Raw genomic sequence first — 26911 nt, 5'->3', positions numbered from 1 at the left:
ATGTTCTCGCTTTCCGCCATGGGCAAAACGGATACGAGGACGACACAATGGACCTGCAGAGCACGGTACTGCGCCAGCTGAAAAACCGCCGCGAGGGTTATAGCCTGGAGCAGCCTTTCTACATCGACCAGGACTACTTCAAGCTCGACATGGAAACCATCTGGTACCGCGACTGGCTCTTCATCGGCCATGACTGCGAGATCCCGAAGGCCGGCAACTATTTCACCGTGCAGATCGGCGACTACCCGGTCGTCGTCGTGCGCGGCAAGGATGGCGTCATCCGCGCCTTCCACAACACCTGCCGCCATCGTGGCCACCGCGTCTGTACCCAGGAGAAGGGCGCTTCCGCCAAGCTCGTCTGTCCCTATCACCAGTGGACCTATGACCTCGACGGCTCGCTCGTCTTCGCCCGCCAGATGGGCGAGGACTTCGACAAGTCGAAGCACGGCATGAAGCCGGTCGCCTGCGAAAGCGTCGCCGGCTACATCTTCGTCTGCCTCTCCGAAGAGCCGATGGATTTCGCGCCGGTCCGTGCCACCATCGAGCCCTACATTAAGCCCCATCGCCTCGCCGAGGCCAAGGTCGCGGCAAAGACCACGATCATCGAGAAGGGCAACTGGAAGCTCGTCTGGGAAAACAACCGCGAATGCTACCACTGCGCCGGCAACCATCCGGAACTCTGCCGTACCTATCCCGAAGCCCCGACCGCGACCGGCGTTCAGGGCGCCAAGGACGACCCGTTCATCGCCGAGCACTGGGCGCGCTGCGAGGCCGCCGGCCTGCCGAGCGAATTCACCATGGACCCGTCCGGCCAGTTCCGTGTCGCCCGCATGCCGCTGATCCAGGGCGCGGAGAGCTACACCATGGACGGCAAGCCGGCGGTGAAGCGCCTGCTGTCGGATGACGTGAACGCCCGCGAGATCGGCACCATGCTGCTGTTCCACTATCCGACCACCTGGAACCACATGCTGATCGACCACGCGATCTCCTTCCGCGTCCTGCCGATCTCGGCGGAGGAGACCGCCGTGACGACGACCTGGCTGGTGCACAAGGATGCCGTCGAAGGCGTCGACTACAACGTCGATGACCTTACCCATGTCTGGAACATGACCAACGACCAGGACCGCGCCATCGTCGAGGAAAACGCCTTCGGAATCCGCTCCCCGGCCTACGAGCCCGGTCCCTACTCGGCCGAGCACGAAGGCGGCGTCATGCAGTTCGTCGAATGGTACGCCAACTTCATGATCAACCGTCTGCAGGGCGACAAGGCTCGCCTGTCCGCGGTGGCCTGACATGAACATCGCGCTCCCCAGCTACCGTCATGTGGATGAGATGCGCCCCTGGTCCGACCGGGAGCACAGGCTCGAATGCGTCGCCGTCACGCCGGAGGCCCCCGACGTGATGACGTTCACTTTCCGGCCCGATCGTCCTGGCCATTTCTTCCGCTATCTGCCCGGCCAGTTCGTGACCCTCGAACTGCCGGTCGGACCGGAGCCGGTGATGCGCACTTACACGCTCTCCTCCAGCCCGTCGCGGCCCTATACGGTTGCCGTGACGGTCAAGGCCCAGGCCGACTCGATCGGCACGCGCTGGATGTTCGATCATCTGAAGCCGGGAATGCAGCTGAAGGCGATCGGTGCGCTCGGCGACTTCTCCTATGCCCGCCATCCGGGACGGAAATACCTCTTCGTTTCCGCCGGCTCGGGCATCACGCCAATGGTGTCGATGACCCGCGACCTCTCCGACCGCCAGCCGGATTCGGACATCGCCTTCGTCCATTGCGCCCGCTCGCCCGACGACATCATCTTCCGCTGGGAACTCGAGGCCAAGGCGCGCGAAATGCCCCATCTGACACTCGGCTTCATCGTAGAGCAGTTGTCCCGCGGGCAGCTTTGGTCGGGGCTGAAGGGCCGTATCGACAAGGCGAAGATCGCGCTTCTGGCCCCCGATTTCCTTGAGCGCACCGTCTTCTGCTGCGGTCCGGAACCGTTCATGGCGACGGTCAGGGAATCGCTTGCCGGTGCCGGTTTCGACATGGCCAATTACCATGAGGAAGCCTTCCAGCCGGTGGCGCCCGTGCCGCCTGTGGTGGTCGCCGACCACGGCGGCGAGGCGGCGTCGACCCGCGTCGTATTTTTGATGAGCGGCAAGGAAGGCAGCTGCGAGCCGGGCCACACCGTGCTGCAGGCGGCACGCGCCGCCGGTGTGCGCATCGGCGCGGCCTGCGAATCCGGCCTTTGTGGCACCTGCAAGGTGATGAAGGTGTCGGGCGAGGTCGAGATGAACCACAACGGCGGCATCCTCGATGAGGAGATCGACGAGGGTTACATTCTCGCCTGCTGTTCGCGTCCGCTCGGCGACGTCGAGATCGAGGCCTGACTTGTCCGGGCCGGCGGCATGTCCGCCGGTTCTGTTCTCGTGCATCGGTATTGCCGTCCTGTATCCGCACCACGGTAAGGACGCGCTGACGCTCGGTTCTCGCTGACCGAAACCGCGTCCGGTCTGCGCAGGGAACAAATTCCCTTCCTGCCCGTTCTTCCCGCGTGTCGTCCGGCACCGGTCTAGCGCCATCGAAAAATGCTGTCTGTCAATGCGAGGAAGCGGCTTGCCCGATGCCGTGCTTTTGACGCATGGCTGGTCTTCGATATCGTTAATGTCCGGTTCAGGAAGATTTACCTACTGTCGAAACAGGCTTCGACGTGACAGTGAAAAGGCGACCGGAAACGGATCCCTTACGGTTGCGAAGCGCAAAGCGCAGTCATTCGAAACGCAGGGAATGGAGAACTGACATGACAACCACGATGAAGCGTCTGGCCGCTTTCGCACTGGCCTCGGCAGTCGTTCTGACGAGCTTCGTGTCGGCCGAGGCGATGCCGGTAACGGCCCCGGTCATCAAGACCCAGTCCGATGTCACGACCGTCGATCACCGCGGCCCGCCGGGCTATTACCGCGGCTATCGCGGCTATCACGAACGCCGCCCCGGCTATCGTTACCACAACGGCTACTGGTTCCCGCTCGCCGCCTTTGCGGCAGGCGCGATCATCGGTGGCGCGATCATGTCGCAGCCGGCTCCCCCGCCGCCGCGCGCCGGCAACATCAATCCGAAGCACTACCGCTGGTGCGCCCAGCGTTACCGCTCGTATGACGCCTATTCCAACACCTTCCAGCCGCACTACGGTCCGCGCCAGGAATGCCTTTCGCCTTACTATTGATCCCTTCTGAGGATCGATTGCAGCAATGCCCGGCTTCGGCCGGGCATTTTTCGTTCGGGCATCCGCTCAGAGAATTCCCGCGCGACGCAGCAGGAACCAGGCAGCCGCGATCGAGACAAGGATGAAGCCGATGGCGTAGATCGTTCCGTCCGTCTCCGCCGCGAAGGGCAGGTTTGAGGTGTTCATCCCGAAGAAGCCGGTCACCAGCGACGGCGGCAGCAGGAAGGCCGTCATCAACGACAGGATGTAGAGATGCCGGTTGGTCTCCGAGGAGAGCTTGGAGTCGATTTCTTCATGCAGCAATCGGGCGCGCTCCTGGAGTGCATGGACGTCATGGTCGACCGCCTCGAGCCGTGCGGTGAGCCGTTGGGCGACTTCATCGAAGGCGAAGGGTGCATTTTCTTCGTCGCTGGCCGCCGCCCGGCGCAGGAGGGCGAGCATGGTGCGCAGGTGCCGGTAGAGCCGCACCACCACCCGGCGCACCGGCGCCAGCCGCCGGCGCTCGTCGCGCAGCTCATTGTCGTAGACGACATCCTCGATCGCGTTCAGCTCCTCGGTGAGTTCGATGACCACCGCGATGATGCCGCGCTGGAACTCCGCAACCAGTGTCTCGAAGAGATGCATCGGACTGCCGTACTTGCCGGCATTCTTTTCGACCGCCGCCCGCACCCGGTCGATCGAGCGGATCGGCTGCAGTCGGGTGGTGATGATGAAGCGGTCGCAGAGCGCGAAATGCAGCCAGCCGATGTCGCGCGTCTCGGCATCGAATTCCCGCTGAAAGTCCACCAGCGTCCCGTAGACGATGTGCTCGTCGACGGTCAGCGCCGCATGGGTGTCGTGGGTGATGAGTGCCGCCCGGGCCTGCTCCGTCAGCCCTTCGAAGCCGTCGAGCAGCGCCGCCACGCGGGCGTCGGCCAGATTGAGGTGCAGCCACAGGAAGCCCGGCCCGTTGTCGAGCGTCGCCGGCTCGGTTTCCGGCTGAAGACGGATCGCCTGGCCGGCGGCCGGATCGATGCGATAGCCCCAGACAAAACCGGGCAGGGCGCGGGCGGCATTCAGCATCGGCGATCATCCTTCGCGTGCGTGTGCGGTTGTCGTTGCGGCCCCTGACCAGGCCATTCAGGCGGCCACCGTCGGCCGGGCCCCTCGAATCCGAAAAGCGCGCCGGCAACCGGCGCGCTCCTCGTCTGTCATGGGCTCCGGTCGTGCCTCAGCCGACCAGCGCGTTGTCCTGGCGCTTGATCGCGACGATCGTCGAGCGCGGCAGCTTGCCTTCGCCGTCCGGGAACGGCGCGTCGGGATGCTGGACGCCGACAAAATGCGTGCGCCTGTCGGCCGACCAGGTCTGGCCGGTGATTTCCGAACCCTTCGGACCGGTCATGAAGCGCTCGACACGGCCCGTCGCCGGATCGCCCGCCAGCATCTGGTTGTTGCCCTGGCCGAGGAATTCGCCCTCGTTGCTGTCCTCGCCGTCGGTCTGGATCCACAGGAGACCGGTCGAATCGAACATCATGCCGTCCGGCGAGGTGAACATGTTGCCGGAATTGATGTTCGACGAACCCGCATAGGCGTCCTTGTGGACGTCCGGATTGCCGGCCATCAGGAATAGGTCCCACTTGAACTTGCCGTCGGCGTGGTCGTCGTTTTCCGGGTACCAGCGGACGATCTGGCCGTACTCGTTCTTCTCGCGCGGATTGGCCGCGTTGAGCGCCATGACGTCGCCGCCGGCGTTCGACTTCATCTTGCCGTCCTTGGTGACGGCGCGGTTCGAGTTGTTGGTCAGCGCGCAATAGGCTTCGATGGCGACCGGGTTGATCGCTACCCATTCCGGACGGTCCATGGTGGTGGCGCCGACCTTGGAGGCAGCCATGCGGGTGAAGACGCAGATCTCGTCCATCTTCATTCCGGTCGACTCTGGCGTCAGGGCAACCCATTCACCGGTGCCGTCCTCGGCGAACTTGGCAACAAAGAGCGTGCCTTCGTCGAGCAGCGTCGAGGTGTCGCCGCCGGGGACGTAGATGCCGTTCGAGACGAACTTGTAGAGGAATTCGCCCCGTTCATCGTCGCCCATGTAGACCACCACGCGACCGTCGCGCGCGACGGCGACTGCGGCGTTCTCATGCTTGATGCGGCCGAGCGCGGTGCGCTTGACCGGTGTCGAGGCGGCGTCCGACGGATCGATCTCGACGACATAGCCGGCGCGGCGCGGTTCGTTCGGGTGTTTTGCCACGTCGAAGCGCTCGTCGAATTTCTCGTAGGCATAACGCGTCTCGGCGACGATGCCGTAGCGCTTGTAGTCGTCGGGCAGCGCGAAGGCGGCGTCGATGGTGCCGAAATAGCCGTTGAAGTTCTCTTCGCAGGTGAGATAGGTGCCCCACGGCGTCTTGCCGGCGCCGCAGTTGTTGAAGGTCCCGAGACAGTCGGTGCCGTTCGGGTCGGCAGCGGTCTTGATCAGGTCGGATCCTGCGGCCGGGCCGGACAGCTTCATCGGTGTGTTGTGGTGGATGCGGCGGTTGAACGGGCTGTCGACGACGATCTCCCAGCCGTTTTCGCCCTCGGCCACTTCCATGACGGTCACGCCCTGCATGTTTTGCAGGATCTTCACGTCGTCGGCGCTTGCCGGCACGCCCTTTTCGGTGTGCGGCAGGTTGATCTCGGGGTTCACGTATTCGTGGTTGACCGCGATGACCTGGTGGTCGCCGAACACGAACAGTTCCATGCCGTCGGTGTTTTCACCGAAGACCTTGTCGGAATTCTCGACCGCAACGCCCTTGGCCGGATCGATGTCGGGAACGTTGGAGAACAGCGGCTGGCCCCACTTGGCGAGCGGCTTCCAGACATAGCCCTCCGGTACGTGCACGGTGTTGTCGGTGGCGATCGGGATCGGCTTGAAGGCGAAGCGCGAGGCGGCGGCTTCCTGTGCCTCGGCCGAGGTCGACGACATCAGGTTGGCGGCGGTGCCGAGGGTGCCCATGGCGGCAGCAGCCGAGCCCATGGCCAGGATTCCGCCAAGGAAGCCGCGGCGGGAAAGGGCGCTCTCGACCACGCGATCGAAGTCGGTTTCGGCCGGCGGCGGGTTCTGCAGTTCGTCCCACTCGTCCCAGGACAGGTGGCTGGTGTCGATGTCGCTCATGGATTGCTCCCGAAGTTGACAGGTTGGAATGTCCAACCTGCGGTTAGCGGGGCAGCATTACAGTCCGATGACAGGTACCGTTTTTGAGCACGACAACCGTCAGAGCAGTGAGCGGCAGATCGAGCACACGCACACCAGCACGAAGATCGTCGGCACGCTGTAGCGGATATTGTCGCGCATGATGTCCTCGATATGCGCGAACCGTCTCCGGCCGGGGAAATCCGCATAGACGAGGATCAGGTTCAGCAGCAGCACGAAGACGAGGTAGAAATAGCCGAGCGACACCATGAAGGCCACGGGCGAGTTCATCGAGATCGACCCGGGAAAGCTCGATTCATAGGTGAAGCTGAGCGCCGCAAGGGCCAGCAGCGCCGAATAGGTCATCGGTGCCTTGTCGCCGAGCAGTTTTTCCGGCGCCCACAGGATGAACAGCGAAACGGACAGGATCGCGACGAAGGGAACGAAGATCGGCAGCAGGTAATACTGCCAGTCGCGCTCCACGACCGTTGAGGCCTTGATCCGCACGAAGGGTTTGGCGTTCCAGCCGTGGAACCGCTCCATGACGAACTGCAGCGAATGCGGCTGCCAGTTGTTGACCGACAGATCCTCGGCCACCGCCGAAAGCTCGCGGTCGATGTCGTTCATCACGAAGATCACTTCATCGGCCGAATGGCGCGGCGTCACCATCGACAGCGTCAACGTCTGCTTGTCGAACGGGAAGGTGTCCATGCCGATCTCGACGCGGAAGTCGGCGTCGAGCCGGCGGATACGCGTGACGGTGCCGTCGGCACGCATCGAAAGCGCCACCGAGGACGTGCGCGGTTCGCTGATCTGGTTCTCGATCTCCGTGCCGGGCGTCCAGATTTCGGCAAGTCTCGCCTCGGCATCGGCGCCCACATGGTCGAAGCGGCCGAACCCGGTGACCTTCGGGTCGAAGGCCTGGCTCGGATCGCGCCAGCGCTCGGTGATCTCGATCATCATCGAAGCTTCGCCGGCCGTTTCGCTCAGGCGGGAAAGCCCGAGAACGCGCATCGAGAAATGCACCTGCATCGGCAGGTGAACGCCCTTCGGCAGTGGCTTCGGCGCGGCTTGCGCACCGGCGGAGCCGGCATTGACCGCGAGGAGCAGCAACGAGAGAAAGGCGAAAATGAACCGCCGCATCGGGAGACCGGTCACGCGGCATCCCCATCGGCATCGGCGCGCTCGGCCCGTTCCGCCTGCGACACCAACTCCCGGATCGCCCGCCGCAGCCGCTTGTAGTCGGCAAGCCCGTCATTGTGCGGGGTTTCCTCGCAGGTCGAACCGGTCGCCTGCACCTCGGCATAGGTGGCGAGTTCGGCGAGGGGACGGATTACCATGGCGCGCACGCAGACCATCACCACGGAGAAGGCGAGGATCATGCCGACCAGCGTGACGATCGTCGCGGTCGACACGGCCCTGAGGAAGCCGCTGTCGAGGCTGGAGAAATCGCGCACGATCAGGATCGTGCCGATCATCCGACCGCTATAGTCGAGAAGCGGCTGGGCGAAGGTGCCGTAGCGCCGGTCGTCGAGCTTGGCCATGCCCTGCACGGGCTCGCGCGACAGGCCGATCTCGCGGCGGTCGTAGAGCGACTGGAAGAGGGCCGTATCGGTCGCGGCCTCGATCGCCAGCGCCGACATGTCCGCGTCGGCAGCCGCGCCGTTCTTCGGGGTGATCCCGGTCATCGCCGGGCTGAGAAACAGCGCATAGTCGGCACCGGAGGCGGACTTCGCCAGTTCGAGCAGGGACTTGAGGTCCACGCCGACCTCGATCGTCCCGACCAGCGTGTCGCCGTCGAGGATCGGTGCCACGGCCCTGAGACTGAGGCCCGCCAATCCCACTTCGAGGCCCTTCTGCAGGATCCGGCTGCGGTTGGTGGCGAGGATCATCGGACGAATGGACGAAAGGTCCTGGCCGAAATTCTTCGGATCCTGCACGCGCAGGAAGCTCTTGATGTCGACCGTGTGGAAATGCAGCATGTTGACGCCGGCCTCGCTTGCTAGCGCGTCATAGGTGGGACGCAGCAGCGTCGCCAGCGCATCGCGGTCGCCGGCCTTCATCAGGGCGATCACCTGCGGATCGTGGGCGATGCGGTCGGCATGGGTCGCCGACAGGCTCGCGGCCTGGGCCATCGAGGAGGTGAGCAGCAGGGCGGTCGCCTGCATTTCCCCCATCTTGCTGGTGGCGAGCTGCTTCTGGCCGCCGCTGACGACGACGAAGCCGCCGGCGGCAAGGATCAGGCCGAAGAAAATCGCGATGACGAGAGAAAGCGATCGGTCGAGAGTCATGGGGTTCCGTTCTGGAGGTTCCGTTCTGCATCAGCTCCGCTGAGAGCTCTAGCTAGGCCAATCGCAAGGTCGGCGCATCGTCCAACTTTGGGCCAATCCGCCCCGTCGGGGACTGTTCGCTGTCCTGCGGATCGGCTAGCGTCGGATTTGCCGTCGCACCGCGGCGCCATGCGAAACGATTTGACGTTTACGTAAAAATCAATTAGCCAAAACGACACGTTTTCGCGCCTCGCCCGGAGGACCGGCGCCGCGCGAAAGTGCCAGACGTCACGAGGAGGACAAGCCATGTACAAGGCGCCGGTAGAGGAAATCGCGTTCACCCTCAAGCATGTGGCCGGCATGGCCGATGCGCTGGAAAACGGGCGGCTCGGAGACCTCAGCGACGATCTCGTCGACGCCATCCTTCACGAAGCCGGCCGTTTTGCCTCCGACGAGGTAGCCCCGCTCGCCGAGATCGGTGACAAGCAGGGCGCCCGCATGGTCGACGGCAAGGTTCTGGTGCCGGACGGCTGGGCCGAGCTTTACCGCCACTGGGCCGAAGGCGGCTGGAACGCGCTGGTCGCGCCCGAGGCCTTTGGCGGGCAGGGGCTGCCGCACATGCTGAACGTCGCGGCGCTCGAAATGTGGAACTCCGGCTCGATGGCCTTCGCCCTCGGCCCGACGCTCACCATGGGCGCCTCGGAAGCCCTGGCCACCCACGGCAGCGCCGAGCTCAAGGAAAAATTCCTCCACAAGATGGTGTCCGGCGAGTGGACCGCCTCGATGAACCTGACCGAGCCGCATGCCGGCTCTGACCTCGGCGTCATGAAGTCCCGCGCCGAGCGTCGCGACGACGGCAGCTACCGCATCTTCGGTCAGAAGATCTTTATCACATGGGGCGAGCATGAGATCACCGAGAATATCGTCCACCTGGTTCTCGCCCGTCTGCCCGACGCACCGGCCGGCACGCGCGGCATCTCGCTCTTCCTCGTGCCGAAGTTCCTGCTGAACGACGACGGCTCGATCGGCGCGCGCAACGACCTGCATTGCCATTCGCTCGAGCACAAGCTCGGCATTCACGGCTCGCCGACCTGCACCATGATCTACGGCGACGGCAAGTTCGGCTCGGAGCCCGGCGCCATCGGCTACCTGATCGGCGAGGAGAACAAGGGCCTCGCCTGCATGTTCACCATGATGAACAACGCGCGCCTCGCCGTCGGCATGCAGGGCGTGGCAATCTGCGAAGCCGCCACCCAGAAGGCGGTCGCCTATGCGAAGGAGCGCACCCAGGGCAAGGCCCCGGGCTGGACCGGCTCCGGCATGAGCCCGATCATCGAGCACCCGGACGTCGCCCGCACGCTGGTCACCATGAAGGCCCTGACGCAAGGCGCCCGTGCCATCTGCTATTCCTGCGCCCATGCCATCGACATGTCGCATCACACGGAAGGTGCGGAGGCTAAGAACTGGGCCGAACGCGGCGCGCTTTTGACCCCGATTGCCAAGTCCTTTGCCACCGACGCCGGCGTCGATGTCGCATCGATGGGCATCCAGGTCCATGGCGGCATGGGCTTCATCGAGGAGACGGGTGCCGCCCGTTACCTCCGCGATGCGCGCATTGCGCCGATCTATGAAGGCACCAACGGTATCCAGGCCGCCGACCTCGTCACTCGCAAGCTGCCGCTGTCGGAGGGCGCTCAGGTGCGCGGCTTCATCGCCGAGTTGAAGGAGATCGCCAAGGCGGTGCGTGGCTCCAACCTCGAAGGCTTCGGCACCACCGCCGACCGCCTCGATGCGAGCCTCGCCGACCTTGAGGACACCACGGAATGGCTGCTGGCCCGCCTCGCCGAGGGGAATGCGGCCGCCGCACTCGCGGGTGCGACCGCCTACCAGCGCCTGTTCGGTCTGGCACTCACCGGCACCTATCTCGCCAAGGGCGCGCTCGCCGACGACGACCTCGGCCGTGACCACCGCATCGCGCTCTGCCGTTTCGCCGCCGAGAACATGGTCGCCGAAACCGCTGCCCTGAAGGACCGCGTCGTCAACGGTGAAGCGAGCCTGACGGCGGCGCGGGCGCTGTTGGGTTGAGGTGAGGGGGCTTGCGCCTTGTCACACTCCCCTCTGCCTTGCCGATCTCCCCCTCATGGGGGGAGATCGGCAAGGAGCTTAGGCCTCATTTCCAATAGCAACGCCGAAGGCTGAGCTCTCTAGCGCCACAATTGTCATCGTCAGTGCGGGGCAATGAGCGTGTCACATCCGATCTCCCCCCTTGAGGGGGAGATGTCCGGCAGGACAGAGGGGGGTGTCCGGACCCCGATACATCGAACAATCGCGAGGAGCACACCAGATGACCGACCACATCCTGATCGAACGGCCGCAAGCCTATCCCGGCGTGCTGGTGATCCGCTTCAACCGTCCGGAAAAGAAGAACGCCATCACCCAGGCAATGTATGCCGCGATGAGCGCCGGTCTTCTGGAAGCAGAGGACGATCCGGCAATCCGGACCGTCGCCTTCCTCGGCACCGAGGGCTGCTTCTCCGCCGGCAATGACATGGCCGACTTCCTCGCCTTCGCCATGGCCGGTGCGGTCGGCGAACCGGCTGCCTTCGGTTTCCTCAAGGCGCTCTGGAGCGTGTCCAAGCCCGTCGTCTCGGGCGTCGATGGTCTGGCAATCGGTATCGGCACGACGATCCAGATGCATTGCGACATGACGATCGCCTCCGATCGTAGCCTGTTCAAGACGCCCTTCGTCGATCTGGCCCTGGTCCCCGAAGCCGGCTCCAGCCTGCTTGCCCCGAAGATGATGGGCCACCAGCGCGCCTTTGCCATGCTCGCCGCCAGCGAGGGGTTCTCCGCCGAACAGGCCCGCGAGGCCGGTCTGGTCTGGAAGGTCGTAGCGCCTACCGATGTCGAGGCCGAGACGCTGAAGCTCGCCGCTTCGCTCGCCGCCAAGCCGCCGGAAGCCATGCGCATCGCCCGTGACCTGATCCGCGGTGACCGCGGCGAACTGCTGGCCCGCATGGACGAGGAACTGAAACACTTCGTCGAGCGGCTTAAGAGCGCCGAAGCCCGCACCGCTTTCGAGGCCTTCATGATGAAGGGCCGCGGCTGACATAGTCTCGCCCCTTCGTGCTTCTTTAATCCTTCTTCGGTTCATATCGGGCGATTTCGCCAACAAGGAGGATCGGATGCGCAAACGGATGAATGGCCTTGCTTTGTTGTTCGTCGGGCTCATGTCCGTGGCGGGCGAGCCACTGCTTGCCGGAATGGAAGCTTTCGCCCAGAGCGACGACACCACCGTCGAAAGCCAGGCGACGCGCAAATATGTCCCCGGCGTCAGGCCGCAGCGTTTCTTCTGCCTGATCCAGCCGCCGGAAAGCGCCGAAGTGAAGGGGCTCTATTCCTGCCCGTCCAAGCCCGGTCGCGTGGGTGGCCGCTGCCGCTGCTCCGGCATGGTCGGCAACGGCACCCTTTACGCGCGCTGAACCCCTTTCTCAGCCGATCGGGTTGATGTCCCCGACGAAGCGGATGAGGTCGGCCATGGTGAAATGGCCCGGCGTCGCGCTCGGCAGATGGGGCTTCCAGTTCGCCTGCTGCCAGAGAAACGAGTCGTGATCGCCGTGGACGAGGCCGAGAAAGGTCTCGGCCACGATCGTCGATCCCATCGGGCCGAGCCTGAGCCCATTGTGATGGTGCTCGGCCTCTTTCAGCACGTAGTACCAGAGCGGTGTCTTCTTGTGGAAGCCGTGCTTGGCGCCGACCGTGCCGTCCGGCCCCGTGGCGATCTCCGCCGGCTTCATCGGCACAATTCCCATGGCCCGACAGACGTCCTGGCCTGACGGCAGACCGATCTGCACACCGCGCTTGAGGTTGCGGAAGGGCAGGACGAAATCGCGCGCCGCGGTCTTGTCTGTTTCCGGCCTGAGCCCCGGCAGCGTATGCAGCTCGGGAACGATGAACGGATCGAGCCGCCGGGCGTGGTTGAGGGTGAAGTTGGGCTCCGGCGGTGTCTCGAGATCGAAGAACCGTCGCCAGTCGATGATCCAGTTGGACGGCAGGTCGGGCAAGGGGCCGGGGCCGCCACCGGTATTGACCGCGCCCCTGTCGACCAGTTCGCCGACGATCTGGCCGGACTTGCCGGTGAAGTTGAACAGAAGTTTCAGCGTGCCGTCGACGATGGCGGCCGGGCCGGGATTGAACACCCGGTTGTGGCTGTAGCTCTGGCGGACCATCGAATGGCCGAGCCGGTAGGCGGCGGCGGCAAATTCCGCCGGCATGAACGGGCGGCTGCGGAAGCGGTAGAAGCGCCGGCCCTCGTGCTTGATGCGCCGGACCAGCCCGGGCTCCGTCAGCCGCTCGACGAAATCGAAGAGCACGATCCACTGGTAGTGCCAGGTGACGATGCGCCGGGCCTCGTGAAAGAGAGCCATGCCCTTCAGCCCCGGCTGGGTCGCTTCGAGCCCCGTGACCACCTTGTTGTGGAACTTCAGCATCAGCAGGTGGAACTGCGCGATAAGCAGGTTTTCGTCATTTCGCTCGTCGAAGATCAACGCATGGCCGACTTGGTTTCGCGGCAGGTCGTTGGGAAAGGCTGCAATCGGATTTCCGGCCTTGTCCTTCGACGCCGAGGCCTTGCCGATCAGGAATTTCTCGATCACCCGGTGGGTCGCCGGATCACGGTCGTAGAGATAGGGGTGGATCCCCGGTCCGTCGCCGTAGAGCGAATCGAGATCGAGCGCCGGCGTGCGGAAATTGCTGGTCGCCAGCGGATCGGCCTCCTGTTGCTCGAGCGGGGTCGTGTCGAGCGTGATGTCATGGTCGACGAACTGGCCGAGATAGGTAAATCCGGCTGGAACATTGGGGTTGTCGCCGGCGGGATCGGTCTTTCCGTCCGGTCCCACCGCGTCCTTCATCGCGGTGGCGAGTTCGAAGAGGTCGTCTTCATCGGCCTCCAGCGCTGTCAGCGTTGGAAAGATTCGGCCGAACTTTCCAGGATCGGCATTGCCGGCAAGAGCCTGCAACGCGGCACGGTTCATCCCACGGACGCCGTGTCCGTGCATCGCAACTTCCGACATGGGAACCCTCCATTCAACCATTGCGGTTGGCAAATATGCACTGGAGCTAATACGATGACACAGGAACGCGATACGTGCAACGTTAACTATTATTAATCTTGGGTTGCATTTTAACTAACTCTTAGGAAGTGGCGCCCGAAGTCCTCTCCGAGGCCCATGGCTTCGTCCGCTCAGCCCTTGACCAGCGTCGCGACCACCTCGACATGCGGCGTCCAGAGGAACTGGTCGATCGGCGTCACCGAGGTGACGCGATAGCCTCCTGCCGTCAGAATCGAAAGATCGCGGGCGAGCGACAGCGGATTGCAGCTGACTGCAACGACCTTCTTCACGGTCGAACGCGCCAGTTCCTTGCATTGTGCTTCTGCCCCGGCGCGCGGCGGGTCGAAGACCACCGCGTCGAAAACCTTGAGCTCCGAGACCATCAACGGCCGGCGGAAGAGATCGCGCTTCTCGACGGATACCGGCTTCAGGCCCTGCGTGTTGCGGGCCGCGTGGTCGAGCGCCCGAACGGCCTTGTCGTCGCTCTCGACCGCATGAACCTGCCCGACGCGCGCCAGACGCAGCGCGAAGGTGCCGATGCCGGCGAAGAGGTCGGCGGACCGCTTGACCTTGCCGACATGCTCGAGCGTGAGCCTTGCCATCGCTTCTTCGGCGGTGACCGTCGCCTGAGTGAATGTGCCGGGCGGCGGCACGACCGGAACGCCACCGAAATCGAGTTGCGGTTTCTGCGGTTCGATGACGATTTCGCCATTGAACGAGACGCGGGCGATGCCGCGCATCGAAAGCACCACTTCGGTCACGCCGCGGCGCTCCCGGTCGTCGAGCTTCTTCAGTCCGTCGACCGCGATATCGAGACCGGTCGGCGTTTCGATTACCGTCATGCGGAAGGGATCGGCATTGGCGGCGATCGCCGTACCGATCCTCTTCAGCGCATCGAGCCGCGACAGGATGCCGGGCGAGGCGATCGGACATTCCTCGATCGCCACGATGTGGTGGCTTTCGGCCTGGTTGAAGCCGATCAGCAGTTCCTTCTCGGTGCGGCGCGCGGCAAAGACCACCCGCCGCCGTTCGCCGGGCTGGGCCTCGATCAGTTCACCGACCGCAACGTCGATACCCTTCGACTTCAGGGCGGCGACGACCAGCGAGCGCTTGAAGGCGTTGTAGGCGGGCTTGGCCATGTGCTGCAGCGAACAGCCGCCGCAGCTGCCGCCCTGGCCGTCCGGGCCGAAGTGCCGACAGGCCGGCGCAACGCGGTCCGGCGAGGTTTCGCCATAGGAGATGATGGTGCCGTGGTTCTTCACCCGCGCGATGCCGAGTGTTTCTCCCGGCAGCGAGAAGGGCACGTAGACCGGTCCGTTCGAGGCGTGGAAGATCCCGTCGCCCTGGGCGCCGAGGCTGTCGATCGTGACGGTTTCCGTGCTCATGCCTCATCCTCGGTTTTTTCGCCGGCCAGCAGAAACTCCTCGTTGCCGTCGCCGCCGGCAATCGGCGAGGGGATGAGGCCGAGGCTCTTCCAGCCCATGTCTTCGGTTAGCCAGCGTTCGAGTTCGGCCGCCACCGCCGGTGCGGTTTCTGGCTCCTTGAGCAGTCCGGCCTTGCTGATCGCCTCGCGCCCGGCTTCGAACTGCGGCTTGACCAGCAGCAGGCAGCGGCACCCGGGTTCGGCAATCTCGAGGGCAGGGGCGAGCGCCAGCTTCAGCGATATGAAGGAGACGTCGGAGACGATGAAGTCGATCGGCCGGCTGTCGATGTCCTCCGGCTCGAGATAGCGGGCGTTCAGCCCCTCGATATTGGTCACGCGCGGATCGGCGGCGAGCCGCGGATGGAACTGGCCGTGGCCGACATCGATCGAGGTCACATGGCCGGCACCGCGCTTGAGGAGCACCTCGGTGAAGCCGCCGGTCGAGGCGCCGACGTCGAGACAGTCGCAGCCGGCGGGATCGAGACCGAAATGGTCGAGGCCTGCAACGAGCTTGAGCGCGGCACGCGAGACATAGTCCTGGGCCGGGTCGTCGATCGCAAATTCATGGTCGGCGGAAAAGACCAGGCTCGGCTTGGTGACGACCTTGCCGTCCACCTTGACGGTGCCGCGCTGGATTGCGTCGCGCGCGCGCGAGCGGCTGGCGAAAAGGTCGAGGGCGACCAGAAGCTGGTCGAGGCGCTGGGGTTCGGGATGCTGAGACATGACTGTGTCAATGGCTGGCTACCGCCCCATTGGCAAGCGCTTTTGTCGGAGAAGGCTGTAGCGCTTCGTCGAACGACCAAAAATATGGCTCGCCGATGCATTGCTAGAATATAATTTAGAAAATCATTAATAGACGATGCCTAATATATGCATTGACGAATGAATTGCGCGGCCGCGATGAACACGGCCGATAACTGCCCATACCCCTGTCATGACGGCGCGGCGTGGATTGACGATTTCCGCCGCATCGTGACGGCCATTGAGGACTTTTCCGTATGAAGCGCCCCAGCATCAAAACTTCCCTCGTCGTGATCTTCGCGACAATTGCCATTTTGACAAGCGCCTATTCCTGGCTGACCCTCCGTTCGATGGCTCTCATGGATGAGGCGGCAAATCAGGTCGGCCAGAACTGGCTGCCGAGCGTCAAGACCGTCAAAGAAATCGAAGCCGAAATCTTTACATTGCGCATCGCCTATCTCAACCACGTAACGTCGCTGACGCCCGAGGCCATCGGGGCGGCGGACAAGGCCATCACCGAGCAGCAGGGCAAGGTCATCGAGGCGGCCAAACGATACGAGCCGTTGATTTCCTCTCCGCGCGAAGCCGAACTCCTGAAAACGATCGTCGATGGTGTCCAGGCTTACGAAAAGCGGGGCGAGGACATGCTCGCGCTCTCACGCGCCAACAAGAACGAGGAAGCGACGGTAGTCCTGAACGAGATGCGCGAGCTGATGAAGCCGGTGCTGGCTCAGGTACACGAACTGGTCGACATCAACATAGAGGGATCGAAGCGTTCTGTCGAAAATGCCACCGAGGCCTACCACCTCGCGGCCTTCCAGACCTATGTCGCCATTGCCGTGCTGTTGCTGATCGTTGCCGTCGCCACGGGCTTCGCCTTCATGGGCATCGCCAATCCGATCCAGCAGATCACCGGCTCGATGAGGAAACTCGCCGGCGGCGACACGGACTCCGCCATCCCCTTTGCCGGCCGTGCCGACGAAATCGGCGCCATGGCCGCTGCGGTGCAGATCTTCCGCGAGGCGGCGCTCGACAACATTCGCATGACGCGCGAGGCCGAGGAACAGCGCCGCGCCGGCGAAGAGCAGCGCGTGATCCTGCAGCGCCGGGCCGAGGAAGAGGCTCGCCGCAAGCTGATCGAGGCCACCAGCGCCCTCGCGGTCGGCATGAAGGCGCTCGCCGGTGGTGACCTGACCTACCAGATCAACGAAGCCGTCTCCGAGGATTTCGTCGCCTTGCGTGACGACTTCAATTCGGCAGTCTCGCAGCTTGGCAGCACGCTTGCCGCAGTGGCCGGCGCGACCCGCACCATCGACAGCGGCACCCGGGAGATCTCGGCCGGCGCCGAGGATCTTTCCAAGCGCACCGAACAGCAGGCCGCCTCGCTCGAGGAGACCGCCGCCGCGCTCGACCAGATTACCGTCAACGTTTCCAATTCCACCCAGCGCGCCGAGGAAGCCCGCGAGATTGCCACCCGCGCCAAGTCGAGCGCGACGAAATCCGGCCAGGTCGTCGCCGAGGCGGTCGAGGCAATGAGCAGGATCGAAGGTTCGTCGAACCAGATCTCCAACATCATCTCGGTCATCGACGAGATCGCCTTCCAGACCAACCTGCTGGCGCTCAATGCCGGCGTCGAGGCCGCCCGTGCAGGTGAAGCCGGCAAGGGCTTTGCCGTCGTCGCCCAGGAAGTGCGCGAGCTTGCCCAGCGGTCCGCCCAGGCGGCCAAGGAGATCAAGGGTCTCATCCAGAACTCGGCCGGCGAAGTGCAGAACGGTGTGAAGCTGGTGCGCGAGACCGGCGTGTCGCTGAAGAGCATCGAAGACCTCATCCTCTCGATCAACGAACACATGAACGCCATCGCGACCTCGGCTCGCGAACAGTCGAACGGTCTGGGCGAGGTCAACACGGCCGTCAACCAGATGGACCAGGTGACCCAGCAGAACGCCGCCATGGTCGAGGAATCGAACGCGGCAAGCGCCAGCCTGGCGATGGAAAGCGCGCGTCTCAGCGACCTGATCTCCGGCTTCCGCCTGAGCGGTGCCATGGCCGCGGCGGCATCCCAGCCGACCCAGTCCGCCCGTCGGACTTCTCCTCCGCCGGCTTCCCGGGCCCGCCCGTCCATGCCGGTCAGCCACGGCAACACCGCACTCAAGGCCGACGAGTGGACGGAATTCTGACAGCGGGACTGACCTCTCCCTGACCCGCTGACAAGCGAGGGCTCTCCGGATTTCGGCTTCCGGAGAGCCCTTTCTCTTGATGCCGGACGAGCGGTTCTGTGACCCCCGACACAGGCACTGGCAAACCACCCAGATGAGGTCGCCGCACCTGATTGACTTGTTTCCGGAATGCCGCCTAACTGCGCGGCAAGGCCGTTCTGGCGGTGATGACTCTCGGAGACGATGACGATGAAGACTGGGATCCTGACGGCCCTTGGCGGGCTGATGCTGGCAGGCGCCGCCATGGCGAACGACACGTCGGCGGTGCTGGAGGCCGGCGGCCTGGTCTACACCCGTCAGGACGAGGTCGAGATGCTGAGCGAGGATCTCTTCATCTCGCAGGATGAGGTTCGTGTGGACTATGTCTTCAAGAACCAGGGCAAGGCTGATCTCGAGACCCTGGTCGCGTTCCCGATGCCGGAAATCAGCGGCGCGCCGGACTTCAACGCCGCGCTCGACGATTTCGAACATGACAACTTCATGGGCTTCACCGTCTCGCAGGATGGCCAGTCGATCGAGCCGCAGCTTCAGCAGCGCGTCAAGGTCGGCAATATCGACATGACGGAGGAGGTTCGCAGCAAAGGGGTTTCACTCCTGCCGCTGAGCCAGAAGACCCGCGACGAAATCGCCAAGCTGCCGCCGGAGGTCCAGAAGGATTGGGAAACCCGCGGCTTGATCCTCAACAGCGCCTACGATCTCGAAAATCCGGTCGCGCCGGAATACGACGCGGTCTGGACGCTCGACACCGTCTACTGGTGGCGGACCACCTTCCCCGCAGGCAAGGAGGTCAAAGTCCATCACAGCTACAAGCCGAGTGTGGGCGGAACCGTCGCGATTACCTTTGTCAGCGAGGAGCCGGAGAACGAGCAGCTTGATATCTATCGTGACCGATACTGCATCGACGACGATTTCTACAAGGTGGCGGCGAAGCTCGAGAAGCAGCAGAACTACGAGACCGGCAACTACTATTACGAAAAGTGGCTCTCCTACATCCTGACCACCGGCGCCAACTGGGCCGGGCCGATCGGCAATTTCAAGCTGACGGTCGACAAGGGTGACACGCGGAATTTCATCAGCTTCTGCGGCGAAAACGTGCGCAAGGTCGGGCCGACCACCTTCGAGATGACGGCCACCGACTTCTTTCCGGACAAGGATCTGCAGATCCTGCTGCTTGCTCCCGCCAACTGATCCGGATTGCGAAATTTAGCACTGTAGAATAACCAAAACATAAGGGGTCTTGGTTACAATCGTTACGATTGGCCGCATTGCCGCGACCGAGAGCGTGACATGAGTGTCAGACGCTGCGGCAGAACGCAATCATGCGTCAGTTGCAGCGTATCCGCGGCCCCTTCCTCCCGGAGCAAGGTCGCGAGAGTGAGATCGCATGTCCCTCAAGAACCTTTCCCTGAACAAGAAGCTGATTTTTACGTTCCTCGGCATCATGGCGAGCTGCTTCCTCGCGACGGCGATCGTCTTCGTCGAGGCCTATCGGGCAAAGGTCGCGTCGCAGGAACAGCAGCGTTCCGAACAGATCCTCAACTTTACCGACCGTGCGCTGGAATCGATGCTGGAACAGGCCGTCAATCAGCGTGGCTTCCTGCTTTTCCGCAGCGAAAGCACCTACAAGGACGTCTTCGCCCATCGCGAGAAGATGCTGGCCTTCATCGACGAAGCCAAGAAGGCTGCTGAAGGTGATGCCCAGATCGTCGCCTCGCTTGATGCGATGAAGAAGGCCGCCGATGTCTTCCACACCCAGCTGACCGAGCCGCAGCTTGCCGCCCGCAAGAACACCGAGGCTCCGATCGCCGAAGTGATCGAGATCGGCCGCAACGCCTCCAAGGGCCAGCTCGATTCCTTCCGCGAGGAGGCTGCGAAGATCAAGGATCTGATCGCCACCATGTCGGCCCGCAATCACGAGGCCCAGGCGAGCGCTCACTTCAACCTCGAGCTCGCGCTTCTCGTCGGCGGTTCGATCGCCGGTGGCGTTGCCGTCGTGCTGATCTGGCTGCTGTCGCGCTCGATCGTCACCCCGATCGTCGGCATGACGACCGCCATGTCGCGCCTTGCCGGCGGCGATCATGACGTCGAGGTCCCGGCGCTCGACCGCTGCGACGAAGTCGGCCAGATGGCCAAGGCAGTCGTCGTGTTCAAGGACGCTGCCGTCGAAAAGCTGCGCCTGTCGAACGAGACCGAGGCCATGCGCGCTGCCGCCGAACAGGATCGCCGCCGCGCCGAAGCCGACAAGGCCCGCGAGGCCGAAGAGATCGCCTTCGCCGTCGACCAGCTGGCAACCGGCCTTTCGGCACTCTCCGACGGCAATGTCGCCTATCGCATCCAGGTCGCTTTCGCCGAGCGTCTCGACACGCTGCGCCGGAATTTCAACAGCTCGGTCGAGAAGCTTCAGGCTGCACTCGCCCAGGTCGGCGCCAACGCATCGGCCATCAATGCCGGCGCGGCCGAGATCCGCGCCTCGGCCGACGATCTCGCCCGCCGCACCGAGCAGCAGGCCGCCTCGATCGAGGAAACCGCAGCCGCCCTGGAACAGGTAACCACCACGGTTAAGGACACGGCGCGCCGCGCCGAGGACGTCGGCCAGCTCGTCAATCGGACCCGTACCGGCGCCGAGCGCTCCGGCGAAGTCGTCCGCAATGCCGTCACCGCCATGACCGAGATCGAAAAATCCTCCGGCGAGATCGGCAACATCATCGGTGTCATCGAAGATATCGCCTTCCAGACCAACCTGCTGGCGCTGAACGCCGGCGTCGAAGCTGCGCGTGCCGGTGAAGCCGGCAAGGGTTTTGCCGTCGTCGCCCAGGAAGTGCGCGAACTTGCCCAGCGTTCGGCGAACGCCGCCAAGGAGATCAAGGCCCTGATCTCCACCTCGTCGACCCAGGTCGGCAACGGTGTCGCTCTCGTGGGCGAGACGGGCAGCGAACTGGAGAAGATCGTCAGCGCCGTCCAGGAAATCAGCCAGCACGTCTCGGCGATCGTGACTGCAAGCCGTGAACAGTCGACCGGCCTGCAGGAGATCAACACCGCGGTCAACACGATGGACCAGGGCACGCAGCAGAACGCCGCCATGGTGGAAGAGCAGACCGCCGCAAGCCATTCGCTGGCAACGGAAGCCGCAGCACTCAATGCGCTGCTCGCCCAGTTCGAGCTCGGCACCAACGTTGCAGCCGCAGCACCCCGCGCCCGTCCCTCTGCCGCCCCGGCACCGGCGAGCCCCGTGGCCCGGCCCGCGGCGTCTCCGGCCCGCGCGCTCGCCAACCGCATCACCAGCGCCTTCAGCGGTAACGCGGCTGTCAAGCAGGAATGGTCGGAGTTCTAAACGTCTTCAGAAGTGATACCCGTGATCAAGGCCGACGGCACCACCGTCGGCCTTTCGTTTATGCGACGGGGGGCAACAGAGTGCAGGGTCGCACGCGCTTCAATTAATTAGGAAAACGGCATATTCAAAATTGAATATATGATTAAGAGTTTAGGCAAGATTTTGCAAATTTAAGTCAGAGTTAATGGATTTCACCGATCTTTCTTGCCCAGGAAGGCCGATTTCAGCCGAAGACTTTGCGAGAAAGAGAAAATGTTGAAACTGTTCCGGACGATGCCGCTCGCCGTACAGATGGTAATCGGGGTTGGAGCCGCCGTTGCTGCGATCCAGACGACGATTGCCGTCTATGAAATTTCGGAGGAAAGGCTTTCTCTCAACGAAAAGGCGGCGCGTCGCGGTGATGCCGCGCTCGACATGTTGGAAGCCGTTCACACCCAGGCCATGCTGAACCGCAAGGAAGTCGGCGAGGACGATCCGGCGATCGAAACGCTCGATGGCACCATGGACCAGTTCTCCAGCTCCGGTGGAAGCGTCAAGCTCTGGCTGGTGATGGGCCCAAAGGTCATCGATTTCCAGAAGGCTCAAGGCGAGACCGAATTCGAAGGACCGCGCGACGACGTCGACGCCCGCACGATCGCGACGTTGAAGGAACATGCCGAACTCGTCGGCGACCAGTTTCGCATGACCCGCCCCGTCCTGCTCGGGCAGGGCGCCGCTGGTGACGAGAAGTGCGCTGCCTGTCATACCGCCAAGATGAATATTCAGGCGGGGGAACCCATCGGGGTTTACAGCGCGTCGGTGGATCTCGGACCGGAAGTCGCAGCGTGGAACGCGAACATCTGGAAACGCCTAGGCATCGGCGCGACGGCGTTGATGGCGACGCTGGTCCTGGTCGTGGCGATGCTGCGTGTGACGGCGCTCAAGCCGCTGCGCAATCTGGCCGGCGCGACCCGTGCACTGGCGGCCGGCGATCTGACGATCGATGTCGGCAATGCGGGGCGCCGGGACGAACTCGGCGTCATGGCCGAAGCGCTCGAAGTCTTCCGCGACAACCTCGGCCGCACACGCGAACTTGAAGCGAGCGCGTCCCAGCAACGCGAACGCGCCGAGGCCGAGAGGATCGAAATCGAGCGCCGGGCTCAAGAAGACGCAGCCGAGCGCCTGCGCATCGCGACCTCCGGTCTTGCGGGCGGTCTGCGCCGCCTGGCTTCCGGCGATCTCGCCTTCCAGATCGACGAGGCCTTTGCCCCTGCCTTCGAGGCGCTGCGTCACGATTTCAACAGTTCTATCCGTGAATTGGGCTCGACCATGGCCGGGATCCGCCAGGCCGCAGGCTATATCGATGACGGCAGCGCCGAGATTGCCCGCGGTTCACATGATTTGGCCCGCAAGACCGAAAGCCAGGCGGCCTCGCTGGAGCAGACCAGCGCGGCTCTGAGGGAAGTCACCGACAACGTGACCTCGACCAGTCAGCGTGTGACCGAGGCCCGCGGTGTCGCGGCCCAGGCCAACGAGAGCGCGGCGTCTTCGGCCAAAGTCGTCGCCGATGCCGAGTTGGCGATGGCGGAAATCGAGAAGTCTTCGAGCGAGATCTCCAAGATCATCGGCGTCATCGACGAAATCGCTTTCCAGACCAACCTGCTGGCTCTCAACGCCGGTGTCGAGGCAGCTCGTGCGGGCGAAGCCGGGAAGGGCTTTGCCGTCGTCGCTCAGGAGGTCCGTGAACTCGCGCAGCGATCTGCCAACGCCGCGAAGGAGATCAAGCATCTGATCGACAATTCGTCGGTGCAGGTCGAAAACGGTGTTCGGCTCGTGCGCAGCACGGGTGAAACGCTGATCGGGATCGGAGGTCACATCCAGACGATCAACGATCACATGCAGGCCATTGCGGAGAATACCCGCGAGCAGACGGGCGGGCTGAGAGACATCAACAGCGCCGTCGGCAGTCTCGATACCTTCACCCAGCAGAACGCCCAGGTTGCCGAAGAGTCGAGCAGCGCTGCGGCGCAACTTGCGGCGGAGGCCGCAAATCTGAGGACGATGATTGAGAAGTTCCAGCTTGAGCGCGGAAGGATGGTGTCTGCCGCCCGCGCCGCCTGATCGAGCAGTTGCCCCGGAAGATTGAAGAAAGGCCCGGCACTGTTCTGTCGGGCCTTTCGTCTGAAGACTTCGTGGGAGAGAGGTAGGGTGAACCAAGCGCTGATAATCAGCGCCAGTTCCAGTGGCTGCTTCGTACCGGCTGCGACGAATTCGCCAGGAAATAGCCGACCAGGCCACCAACCACGCCGGCGGTCAGGAGCGCGGTGGAGGCCGCCGCCGGATGGTCGCGGACGACCGTCCCCATGCTCACAGCCTCGTCCTTCGCATAGCTCGCCGCATCCTGCACCTTGCGGCCCGCGCCGTTGAGCGCCGTCGCAGCCCGGCCGCGTACGTCTTCCGCAACGGAATAGCCCTCCTCGGCAAGGATTTCCTTAAATTGCAGGACCTGGGCCTGGAGGCTGCGCAGTTCGTTCAGGATGTCGTTGTTCGTGCTGGCCATGGGAAATCCTTTCCTGTTGAAACGGTTCGCGTAGAAAACGTCCGCCCCGCGTGAAGGTTCCATTGCGGGCCCACCGACCGCCTGGTCGACGGCTCAGACGGGCAGTGCTGCCACCCGCTCTACGGCGGTGAAGGTCGGCGGTCCCAGCGCGCCCCCGGAAGCCATGATGCCCGGCACTTCCGGATCGTTGCGGAAAGCGGCAAAAGCCTCTTCGTTCGGCCAGTCGATGAGAACGAAGACGCGGCCGGGTTCTCGCGTCGCGACGACGCTGGCACCGAGGCTGCCGTGCCTGCTGCGCATCAGGGCCCCATTGGTGGCAAAGATGCCGATGAATTTGGCGAGGCTTTCGATGCGGACTTCTGCGAGTGTCGTATACATTGCGCGTCGTCTCAGAGCGGTGCGCGCGTGATGGCCGAAAGCGGGCCGTTGACCGAGAAGCTGCGTGCCACGATGCCGGTGACGCCGAAGCTTTCGAGGCGTGCCTGATGCTTGGCCTGGTAGCGCGCTGCAGAACTGGCCTCCGAGAAGAGATAGATGCCTCCGGCTCGCCGTTCGGGTTCGTTCTCGGTCCAGATCTTCCAGATCAGGCCGTCTTCGGCCGCTATGTCGCGGGCCAGATCTTGAAGAGCGGTGGTCATCTCCTCGCCGAAGGGGCCGTCGAAGGGAAAGTCGAACTGAAGCAATGTGGTCATTCTGGTGATCCATCGAAAGGAGTGTGGGAATGACGCGGGTTGTATCGGCGCCCCGACTGCGGCAGAAGCGTGTGTCGGGTGAATGCACCCGTCACCGGGAGTAAATGCTGGGGGTGGCATGGATACGCTGGAAAGCATGCAGGTCTTCGTGCGCGTCGTCGAGTTGGGCAGCCTCGCGGCCGCGGCCAGAAGCCTCAATCTGTCGCCCGCGATGGTGAGCAAACACGTCGTCCACCTGGAGAAGCGGACCGCTGCGCGCCTGCTGAACCGCACGACGCGCCAGGTCCGGCCCACCGAGGCCGGCGCCTCCTACTTCGAACAATGCTGCGCCATCCTGCGCCGCGTCGAGATCGCCGAGGCCGAAGCTGCTGCCGATACCAGTGCGCCGCGCGGCACCCTGCGGATTACGGCGCCGATCGAGTTCGGCAATCTGCATCTGCCGGCGATGATCGCGACCTTTCTCGACCGGCATCCGGGGATCGACATCGTCCTCGATCTGGCCAACCGCAGGGTCGACATCGTGCAGGAAGGCTATGATCTTGCCATCCGCATCGCCCGCGACCTCGACACCAGCCTCGTCGGGCGGCGTATTGCGCTGTCGCGCTTCCATATCGTCGCGAGTCCGGCCTATCTGGAACGCGAAGGGCATCCGGTGGAGCCGACGGAACTGGCCAGGCACCAATGCCTCGCCTTCGCCGTGCCCCAGCCCTGGACCACCTGGTCCTTCACCCATGACGGCCGCTCGCAACAGGTGAGGGTGTCGCCCCGCGTGCTGTCGACCAGCGCCGAGGCCCTTCTTGAGGCCGCGCGGACCGGCGTGGGCATCGGTCTGCTGCCGAGCTTCGTCTGCGGTACGGCCCTTCGCAACGGCGACCTCGTCTCGCTCTTTCCCGATTGCGATTGCGGTTCGCTCGGCATCTACATCCTTTTTCCGCACCGCAATCTGCTGCCGCTGCGGGTCCGTCTCTTCATCGACTTTCTCGTCGAGCAGCTGGGCGGCAATGCGGAGCACGATCCGTGGGACGTGCGTGTCTGAAAAGGAAAACGCCCGGCGAGCGGGGCTCGGCCGGGCGTTTCGGGATGCCTGAAGCGGACGAAGATTACTTCGTGGCGGCTTCGTACATTTCCAGCACGTAGTCCCAGTTGATCAGGCTGTCGACGAAGGCTTCGAGATACTTCGGACGGGCGTTGCGGTAGTCGATGTAGTAGGAGTGTTCCCAGACGTCGACGCCGAGGATAGGGGAAGCGCCGTGCACGAGCGGGTTTTCGCCGTTCGGGGTCTTGGAGATGGCGAGCTTGCCGTCCTTGACCGAGAGCCATGCCCAGCCCGAGCCGAACTGGGTGGTGCCGGCAGCGACGAAGTCTGCCTTGAACTTGTCATAGCCGCCGAGGTCGCTGTCGATTGCAGCCTGAAGCTTGCCGGGCAGCTTGTTGCCGCCGCCGTCCTTCTTCATCCACTTCCAGAAATGGATGTGGTTGTAGTGCTGGGCAGCGTTGTTGAAGAGGCCCTGGTTGGTGCCGAAGGACTTCTTGACCACTTCTTCGACCGACAGGTCGCCGAGACCCGCTTCGGCGGCCAGCTTGTTGCCGTTGTCGACATAGGCCTTGTGGTGCTTGTCGTGGTGGTACTCGAGGGTCTCGGCCGACATGAAGGGCGCGAGCGAGTCATAGGCATAGGGGAGTTCGGGCAACACGAAAGCCATAGTGGTATCTCCTTTTGGCAACCAGGTGCGTGAATTGTTGTTGACCGGGAACATAGGAGCGGAACCCCGGAGAGGCAACCTGCCAAAGGTCAAAATTGTCCATCCGCAAGGAAGATTTATCTCTGCGGCCGGGGTAGAAAGACATGTATTTTCCGCAACCTCGGCAAAGGCGCGGGGTTTGCCAGAAAGGATCTTGAAATGTCCCGTTTCCTCTCCGCATCCGCACTCCTGCTGCTCGCCGCCGTGCCCGCTTTCGCCTCGTCGGATGATGCATGGGAAGCATTCGCCAGGGAGGTCGAGGCAAAGTGCCTGGAGGCCGCAGTCCCGGTACTCGATAAGGCCCGCGCCGCGGTCGATCCCTTCGGCAGCGAGCGCTTCGGCCTCGCCATCCTGTCCGGCAAGGCGAAGGGCGCGGACGGAACGGTCGCTTACCTCTGCGTGATGGACAAGCAGTCCGGAAAAGTCGAACTCGGCAGCGAACTGACCGCCGACGTGGTGGGCGTCACCGTACCCTGAAGGAAG

Annotated in this window: 23 protein-coding genes; 12 read left to right on the top strand and 11 right to left on the bottom strand. The window is 63.7% G+C overall.

Translation table 11 applies throughout. From position 1 onward, the window contains the following. Positions 1-47: 47 nt before the first annotated feature. The 3 genes from HHL25_RS10650 (at position 48) to HHL25_RS10640 (ending at position 3212) form a co-directional block, all read left to right on the top strand. A complete protein-coding gene (locus tag HHL25_RS10650) occupies positions 48-1292 on the top strand; it encodes an aromatic ring-hydroxylating oxygenase subunit alpha (RefSeq protein WP_169590136.1) in 1245 nt (414 codons plus the stop codon). A 1-nt stretch (position 1293) separates the two neighbouring features. Beyond that, positions 1294-2379 (top strand): hybrid-cluster NAD(P)-dependent oxidoreductase, encoded by a 1086-nt coding sequence (locus HHL25_RS10645; RefSeq protein ID WP_169590134.1) that lies wholly within the window; start codon positions 1294-1296, stop codon positions 2377-2379. Positions 2380-2789: 410 nt separating this feature from the next. Beyond that, positions 2790-3212 (top strand): BA14K family protein, encoded by a 423-nt coding sequence (locus HHL25_RS10640; protein WP_169590131.1) that lies wholly within the window; start codon positions 2790-2792, stop codon positions 3210-3212. 66 nt (positions 3213-3278) lie between these two features. On the opposite strand, the gene HHL25_RS10635 is transcribed toward HHL25_RS10640, so the two are convergent. The 4 genes from HHL25_RS10635 to HHL25_RS10620 form a co-directional block, all read right to left on the bottom strand. Next, positions 3279-4274 (bottom strand): transporter, encoded by a 996-nt coding sequence (locus HHL25_RS10635; RefSeq protein ID WP_169590128.1) that lies wholly within the window; start codon positions 4272-4274, stop codon positions 3279-3281. Between the two features lie 148 nt (positions 4275-4422). Beyond that, positions 4423-6345, bottom strand: a complete 1923-nt coding sequence (locus HHL25_RS10630; protein WP_169590126.1) for a PhoX family protein — start codon at positions 6343-6345, stop codon at positions 4423-4425. Between the two features lie 99 nt (positions 6346-6444). Continuing rightward, entirely contained in the window at positions 6445-7521 is a 1077-nt protein-coding gene (locus HHL25_RS10625) for a neurotransmitter-gated ion-channel ligand-binding protein (RefSeq protein ID WP_169590123.1), read from the bottom strand. Continuing rightward, the gene (locus HHL25_RS10620) at positions 7518-8654 is read right to left on the bottom strand and encodes a cache domain-containing protein (protein ID WP_169590121.1); all 1137 of its coding nucleotides are present in this window, start codon (positions 8652-8654) and stop codon (positions 7518-7520) included. The genes HHL25_RS10625 and HHL25_RS10620 overlap by 4 nt, the downstream gene beginning before the upstream one ends. A gap of 285 nt (positions 8655-8939) precedes the next feature. On the opposite strand from HHL25_RS10620, the gene HHL25_RS10615 reads away from it, so the two are divergent. The 3 genes from HHL25_RS10615 (at position 8940) to HHL25_RS10605 (ending at position 12115) form a co-directional block, all read left to right on the top strand. Next, positions 8940-10718 (top strand): acyl-CoA dehydrogenase, encoded by a 1779-nt coding sequence (locus HHL25_RS10615; protein ID WP_169590119.1) that lies wholly within the window; start codon positions 8940-8942, stop codon positions 10716-10718. 259 nt (positions 10719-10977) lie between these two features. Next, the gene (locus HHL25_RS10610; protein ID WP_169590116.1) at positions 10978-11742 is read left to right on the top strand and encodes a crotonase/enoyl-CoA hydratase family protein; all 765 of its coding nucleotides are present in this window, start codon (positions 10978-10980) and stop codon (positions 11740-11742) included. Between the two features lie 76 nt (positions 11743-11818). Beyond that, positions 11819-12115 carry a hypothetical protein gene (locus HHL25_RS10605; RefSeq protein WP_169590114.1) on the top strand — a complete coding sequence of 99 codons (297 nt, stop codon included), beginning with the start codon at positions 11819-11821 and terminating at the stop codon, positions 12113-12115. A gap of 9 nt (positions 12116-12124) precedes the next feature. On the opposite strand, the gene HHL25_RS10600 is transcribed toward HHL25_RS10605, so the two are convergent. The 3 genes from HHL25_RS10600 to HHL25_RS10590 form a co-directional block, all read right to left on the bottom strand. Next, on the bottom strand, positions 12125-13705 hold the full coding sequence (locus tag HHL25_RS10600) for a peroxidase family protein (RefSeq protein ID WP_169590112.1): 1581 nt from the start codon (positions 13703-13705) through the stop codon (positions 12125-12127). Between the two features lie 170 nt (positions 13706-13875). Beyond that, positions 13876-15129 (bottom strand): class I SAM-dependent RNA methyltransferase, encoded by a 1254-nt coding sequence (locus HHL25_RS10595; protein ID WP_169590110.1) that lies wholly within the window; start codon positions 15127-15129, stop codon positions 13876-13878. Next, a complete protein-coding gene (locus HHL25_RS10590; protein ID WP_169590108.1) occupies positions 15126-15890 on the bottom strand; it encodes a TlyA family RNA methyltransferase in 765 nt (254 codons plus the stop codon). The genes HHL25_RS10595 and HHL25_RS10590 overlap by 4 nt, the downstream gene beginning before the upstream one ends. Positions 15891-16165: 275 nt before the next feature. Here HHL25_RS10590 and HHL25_RS10585 point away from each other — a divergent pair, with 275 nt between their 5' ends. From HHL25_RS10585 to HHL25_RS10570, 4 genes are all read left to right on the top strand, one after another. After that, a complete protein-coding gene (locus HHL25_RS10585; RefSeq protein WP_169590105.1) occupies positions 16166-18085 on the top strand; it encodes a methyl-accepting chemotaxis protein in 1920 nt (639 codons plus the stop codon). Between the two features lie 228 nt (positions 18086-18313). Beyond that, positions 18314-19312, top strand: coding sequence for a DUF4424 domain-containing protein (locus HHL25_RS10580; RefSeq protein ID WP_169590103.1), 999 nt, complete (start codon positions 18314-18316; stop codon positions 19310-19312). A 196-nt stretch (positions 19313-19508) separates the two neighbouring features. After that, the gene (locus HHL25_RS10575) at positions 19509-21455 is read left to right on the top strand and encodes a methyl-accepting chemotaxis protein (RefSeq protein ID WP_169590101.1); all 1947 of its coding nucleotides are present in this window, start codon (positions 19509-19511) and stop codon (positions 21453-21455) included. A 252-nt stretch (positions 21456-21707) separates the two neighbouring features. Then, positions 21708-23555 carry a methyl-accepting chemotaxis protein gene (locus HHL25_RS10570; protein ID WP_205927808.1) on the top strand — a complete coding sequence of 616 codons (1848 nt, stop codon included), beginning with the start codon at positions 21708-21710 and terminating at the stop codon, positions 23553-23555. Positions 23556-23661: 106 nt separating this feature from the next. On the opposite strand, the gene HHL25_RS10565 is transcribed toward HHL25_RS10570, so the two are convergent. From HHL25_RS10565 to HHL25_RS10555, 3 genes are all read right to left on the bottom strand, one after another. After that, positions 23662-23994, bottom strand: a complete 333-nt coding sequence (locus HHL25_RS10565; protein ID WP_169590098.1) for a hypothetical protein — start codon at positions 23992-23994, stop codon at positions 23662-23664. A 93-nt stretch (positions 23995-24087) separates the two neighbouring features. Further along, complete coding sequence (locus HHL25_RS10560; RefSeq protein ID WP_169590096.1) at positions 24088-24372, bottom strand: antibiotic biosynthesis monooxygenase family protein; 285 nt, start codon at positions 24370-24372, stop codon at positions 24088-24090. Positions 24373-24383: 11 nt separating this feature from the next. Beyond that, entirely contained in the window at positions 24384-24686 is a 303-nt protein-coding gene (locus tag HHL25_RS10555; RefSeq protein WP_169590093.1) for a monooxygenase, read from the bottom strand. Positions 24687-24804: 118 nt separating this feature from the next. On the opposite strand from HHL25_RS10555, the gene HHL25_RS10550 reads away from it, so the two are divergent. Further along, the gene (locus tag HHL25_RS10550) at positions 24805-25722 is read left to right on the top strand and encodes a LysR family transcriptional regulator (RefSeq protein ID WP_169590091.1); all 918 of its coding nucleotides are present in this window, start codon (positions 24805-24807) and stop codon (positions 25720-25722) included. A 64-nt stretch (positions 25723-25786) separates the two neighbouring features. On the opposite strand, the gene HHL25_RS10545 is transcribed toward HHL25_RS10550, so the two are convergent. Continuing rightward, complete coding sequence (locus HHL25_RS10545; RefSeq protein ID WP_169590089.1) at positions 25787-26389, bottom strand: superoxide dismutase; 603 nt, start codon at positions 26387-26389, stop codon at positions 25787-25789. A 198-nt stretch (positions 26390-26587) separates the two neighbouring features. Between HHL25_RS10545 and HHL25_RS10540 the strand changes: the two genes are divergently transcribed. Continuing rightward, positions 26588-26905 (top strand): hypothetical protein, encoded by a 318-nt coding sequence (locus HHL25_RS10540; RefSeq protein WP_169590087.1) that lies wholly within the window; start codon positions 26588-26590, stop codon positions 26903-26905. The last annotated feature ends 6 nt before the right edge of the window (positions 26906-26911 follow it).

Source organism: Rhizobium terricola, from assembly GCF_012927355.1.
Classification (GTDB): Bacteria; Pseudomonadota; Alphaproteobacteria; order Rhizobiales; family Rhizobiaceae; genus Allorhizobium; species Allorhizobium terricola.
Note: the sequence above shows the minus strand (reverse complement) of the source record. Positions and strands in the feature narration are given on the sequence as shown.

Bases quoted from the DNA above. Each gene is read 5' to 3' on its own strand.
- HHL25_RS10575 (WP_169590101.1), top strand. From the start codon at position 19,509: ATGTCCCTCAAGAACCTTTCCCTGAACAAGAAGCTGATTTTTACGTTC.
- HHL25_RS10545 (WP_169590089.1), bottom strand. From the start codon at position 26,389: ATGGCTTTCGTGTTGCCCGAACTCCCCTATGCCTATGACTCGCTCGCG.
- HHL25_RS10590 (WP_169590108.1), bottom strand. From the start codon at position 15,890: ATGTCTCAGCATCCCGAACCCCAGCGCCTCGACCAGCTTCTGGTCGCC.
- HHL25_RS10635 (WP_169590128.1), bottom strand. From the start codon at position 4,274: ATGCTGAATGCCGCCCGCGCCCTGCCCGGTTTTGTCTGGGGCTATCGC.
- HHL25_RS10615 (WP_169590119.1), top strand. From the start codon at position 8,940: ATGTACAAGGCGCCGGTAGAGGAAATCGCGTTCACCCTCAAGCATGTG.
- HHL25_RS10600 (WP_169590112.1), bottom strand. From the start codon at position 13,705: ATGTCGGAAGTTGCGATGCACGGACACGGCGTCCGTGGGATGAACCGT.
- HHL25_RS10570 (WP_205927808.1), top strand. From the start codon at position 21,708: ATGTTGAAACTGTTCCGGACGATGCCGCTCGCCGTACAGATGGTAATC.
- HHL25_RS10595 (WP_169590110.1), bottom strand. From the start codon at position 15,129: ATGAGCACGGAAACCGTCACGATCGACAGCCTCGGCGCCCAGGGCGAC.
- HHL25_RS10610 (WP_169590116.1), top strand. From the start codon at position 10,978: ATGACCGACCACATCCTGATCGAACGGCCGCAAGCCTATCCCGGCGTG.
- HHL25_RS10555 (WP_169590093.1), bottom strand. From the start codon at position 24,686: ATGACCACATTGCTTCAGTTCGACTTTCCCTTCGACGGCCCCTTCGGC.
- HHL25_RS10630 (WP_169590126.1), bottom strand. From the start codon at position 6,345: ATGAGCGACATCGACACCAGCCACCTGTCCTGGGACGAGTGGGACGAA.
- HHL25_RS10585 (WP_169590105.1), top strand. From the start codon at position 16,166: ATGAAGCGCCCCAGCATCAAAACTTCCCTCGTCGTGATCTTCGCGACA.
- HHL25_RS10605 (WP_169590114.1), top strand. From the start codon at position 11,819: ATGCGCAAACGGATGAATGGCCTTGCTTTGTTGTTCGTCGGGCTCATG.
- HHL25_RS10650 (WP_169590136.1), top strand. From the start codon at position 48: ATGGACCTGCAGAGCACGGTACTGCGCCAGCTGAAAAACCGCCGCGAG.
- HHL25_RS10620 (WP_169590121.1), bottom strand. From the start codon at position 8,654: ATGACTCTCGACCGATCGCTTTCTCTCGTCATCGCGATTTTCTTCGGC.
- HHL25_RS10580 (WP_169590103.1), top strand. From the start codon at position 18,314: ATGAAGACTGGGATCCTGACGGCCCTTGGCGGGCTGATGCTGGCAGGC.
- HHL25_RS10640 (WP_169590131.1), top strand. From the start codon at position 2,790: ATGACAACCACGATGAAGCGTCTGGCCGCTTTCGCACTGGCCTCGGCA.
- HHL25_RS10550 (WP_169590091.1), top strand. From the start codon at position 24,805: ATGGATACGCTGGAAAGCATGCAGGTCTTCGTGCGCGTCGTCGAGTTG.
- HHL25_RS10560 (WP_169590096.1), bottom strand. From the start codon at position 24,372: ATGTATACGACACTCGCAGAAGTCCGCATCGAAAGCCTCGCCAAATTC.
- HHL25_RS10565 (WP_169590098.1), bottom strand. From the start codon at position 23,994: ATGGCCAGCACGAACAACGACATCCTGAACGAACTGCGCAGCCTCCAG.
- HHL25_RS10645 (WP_169590134.1), top strand. From the start codon at position 1,294: ATGAACATCGCGCTCCCCAGCTACCGTCATGTGGATGAGATGCGCCCC.
- HHL25_RS10540 (WP_169590087.1), top strand. From the start codon at position 26,588: ATGTCCCGTTTCCTCTCCGCATCCGCACTCCTGCTGCTCGCCGCCGTG.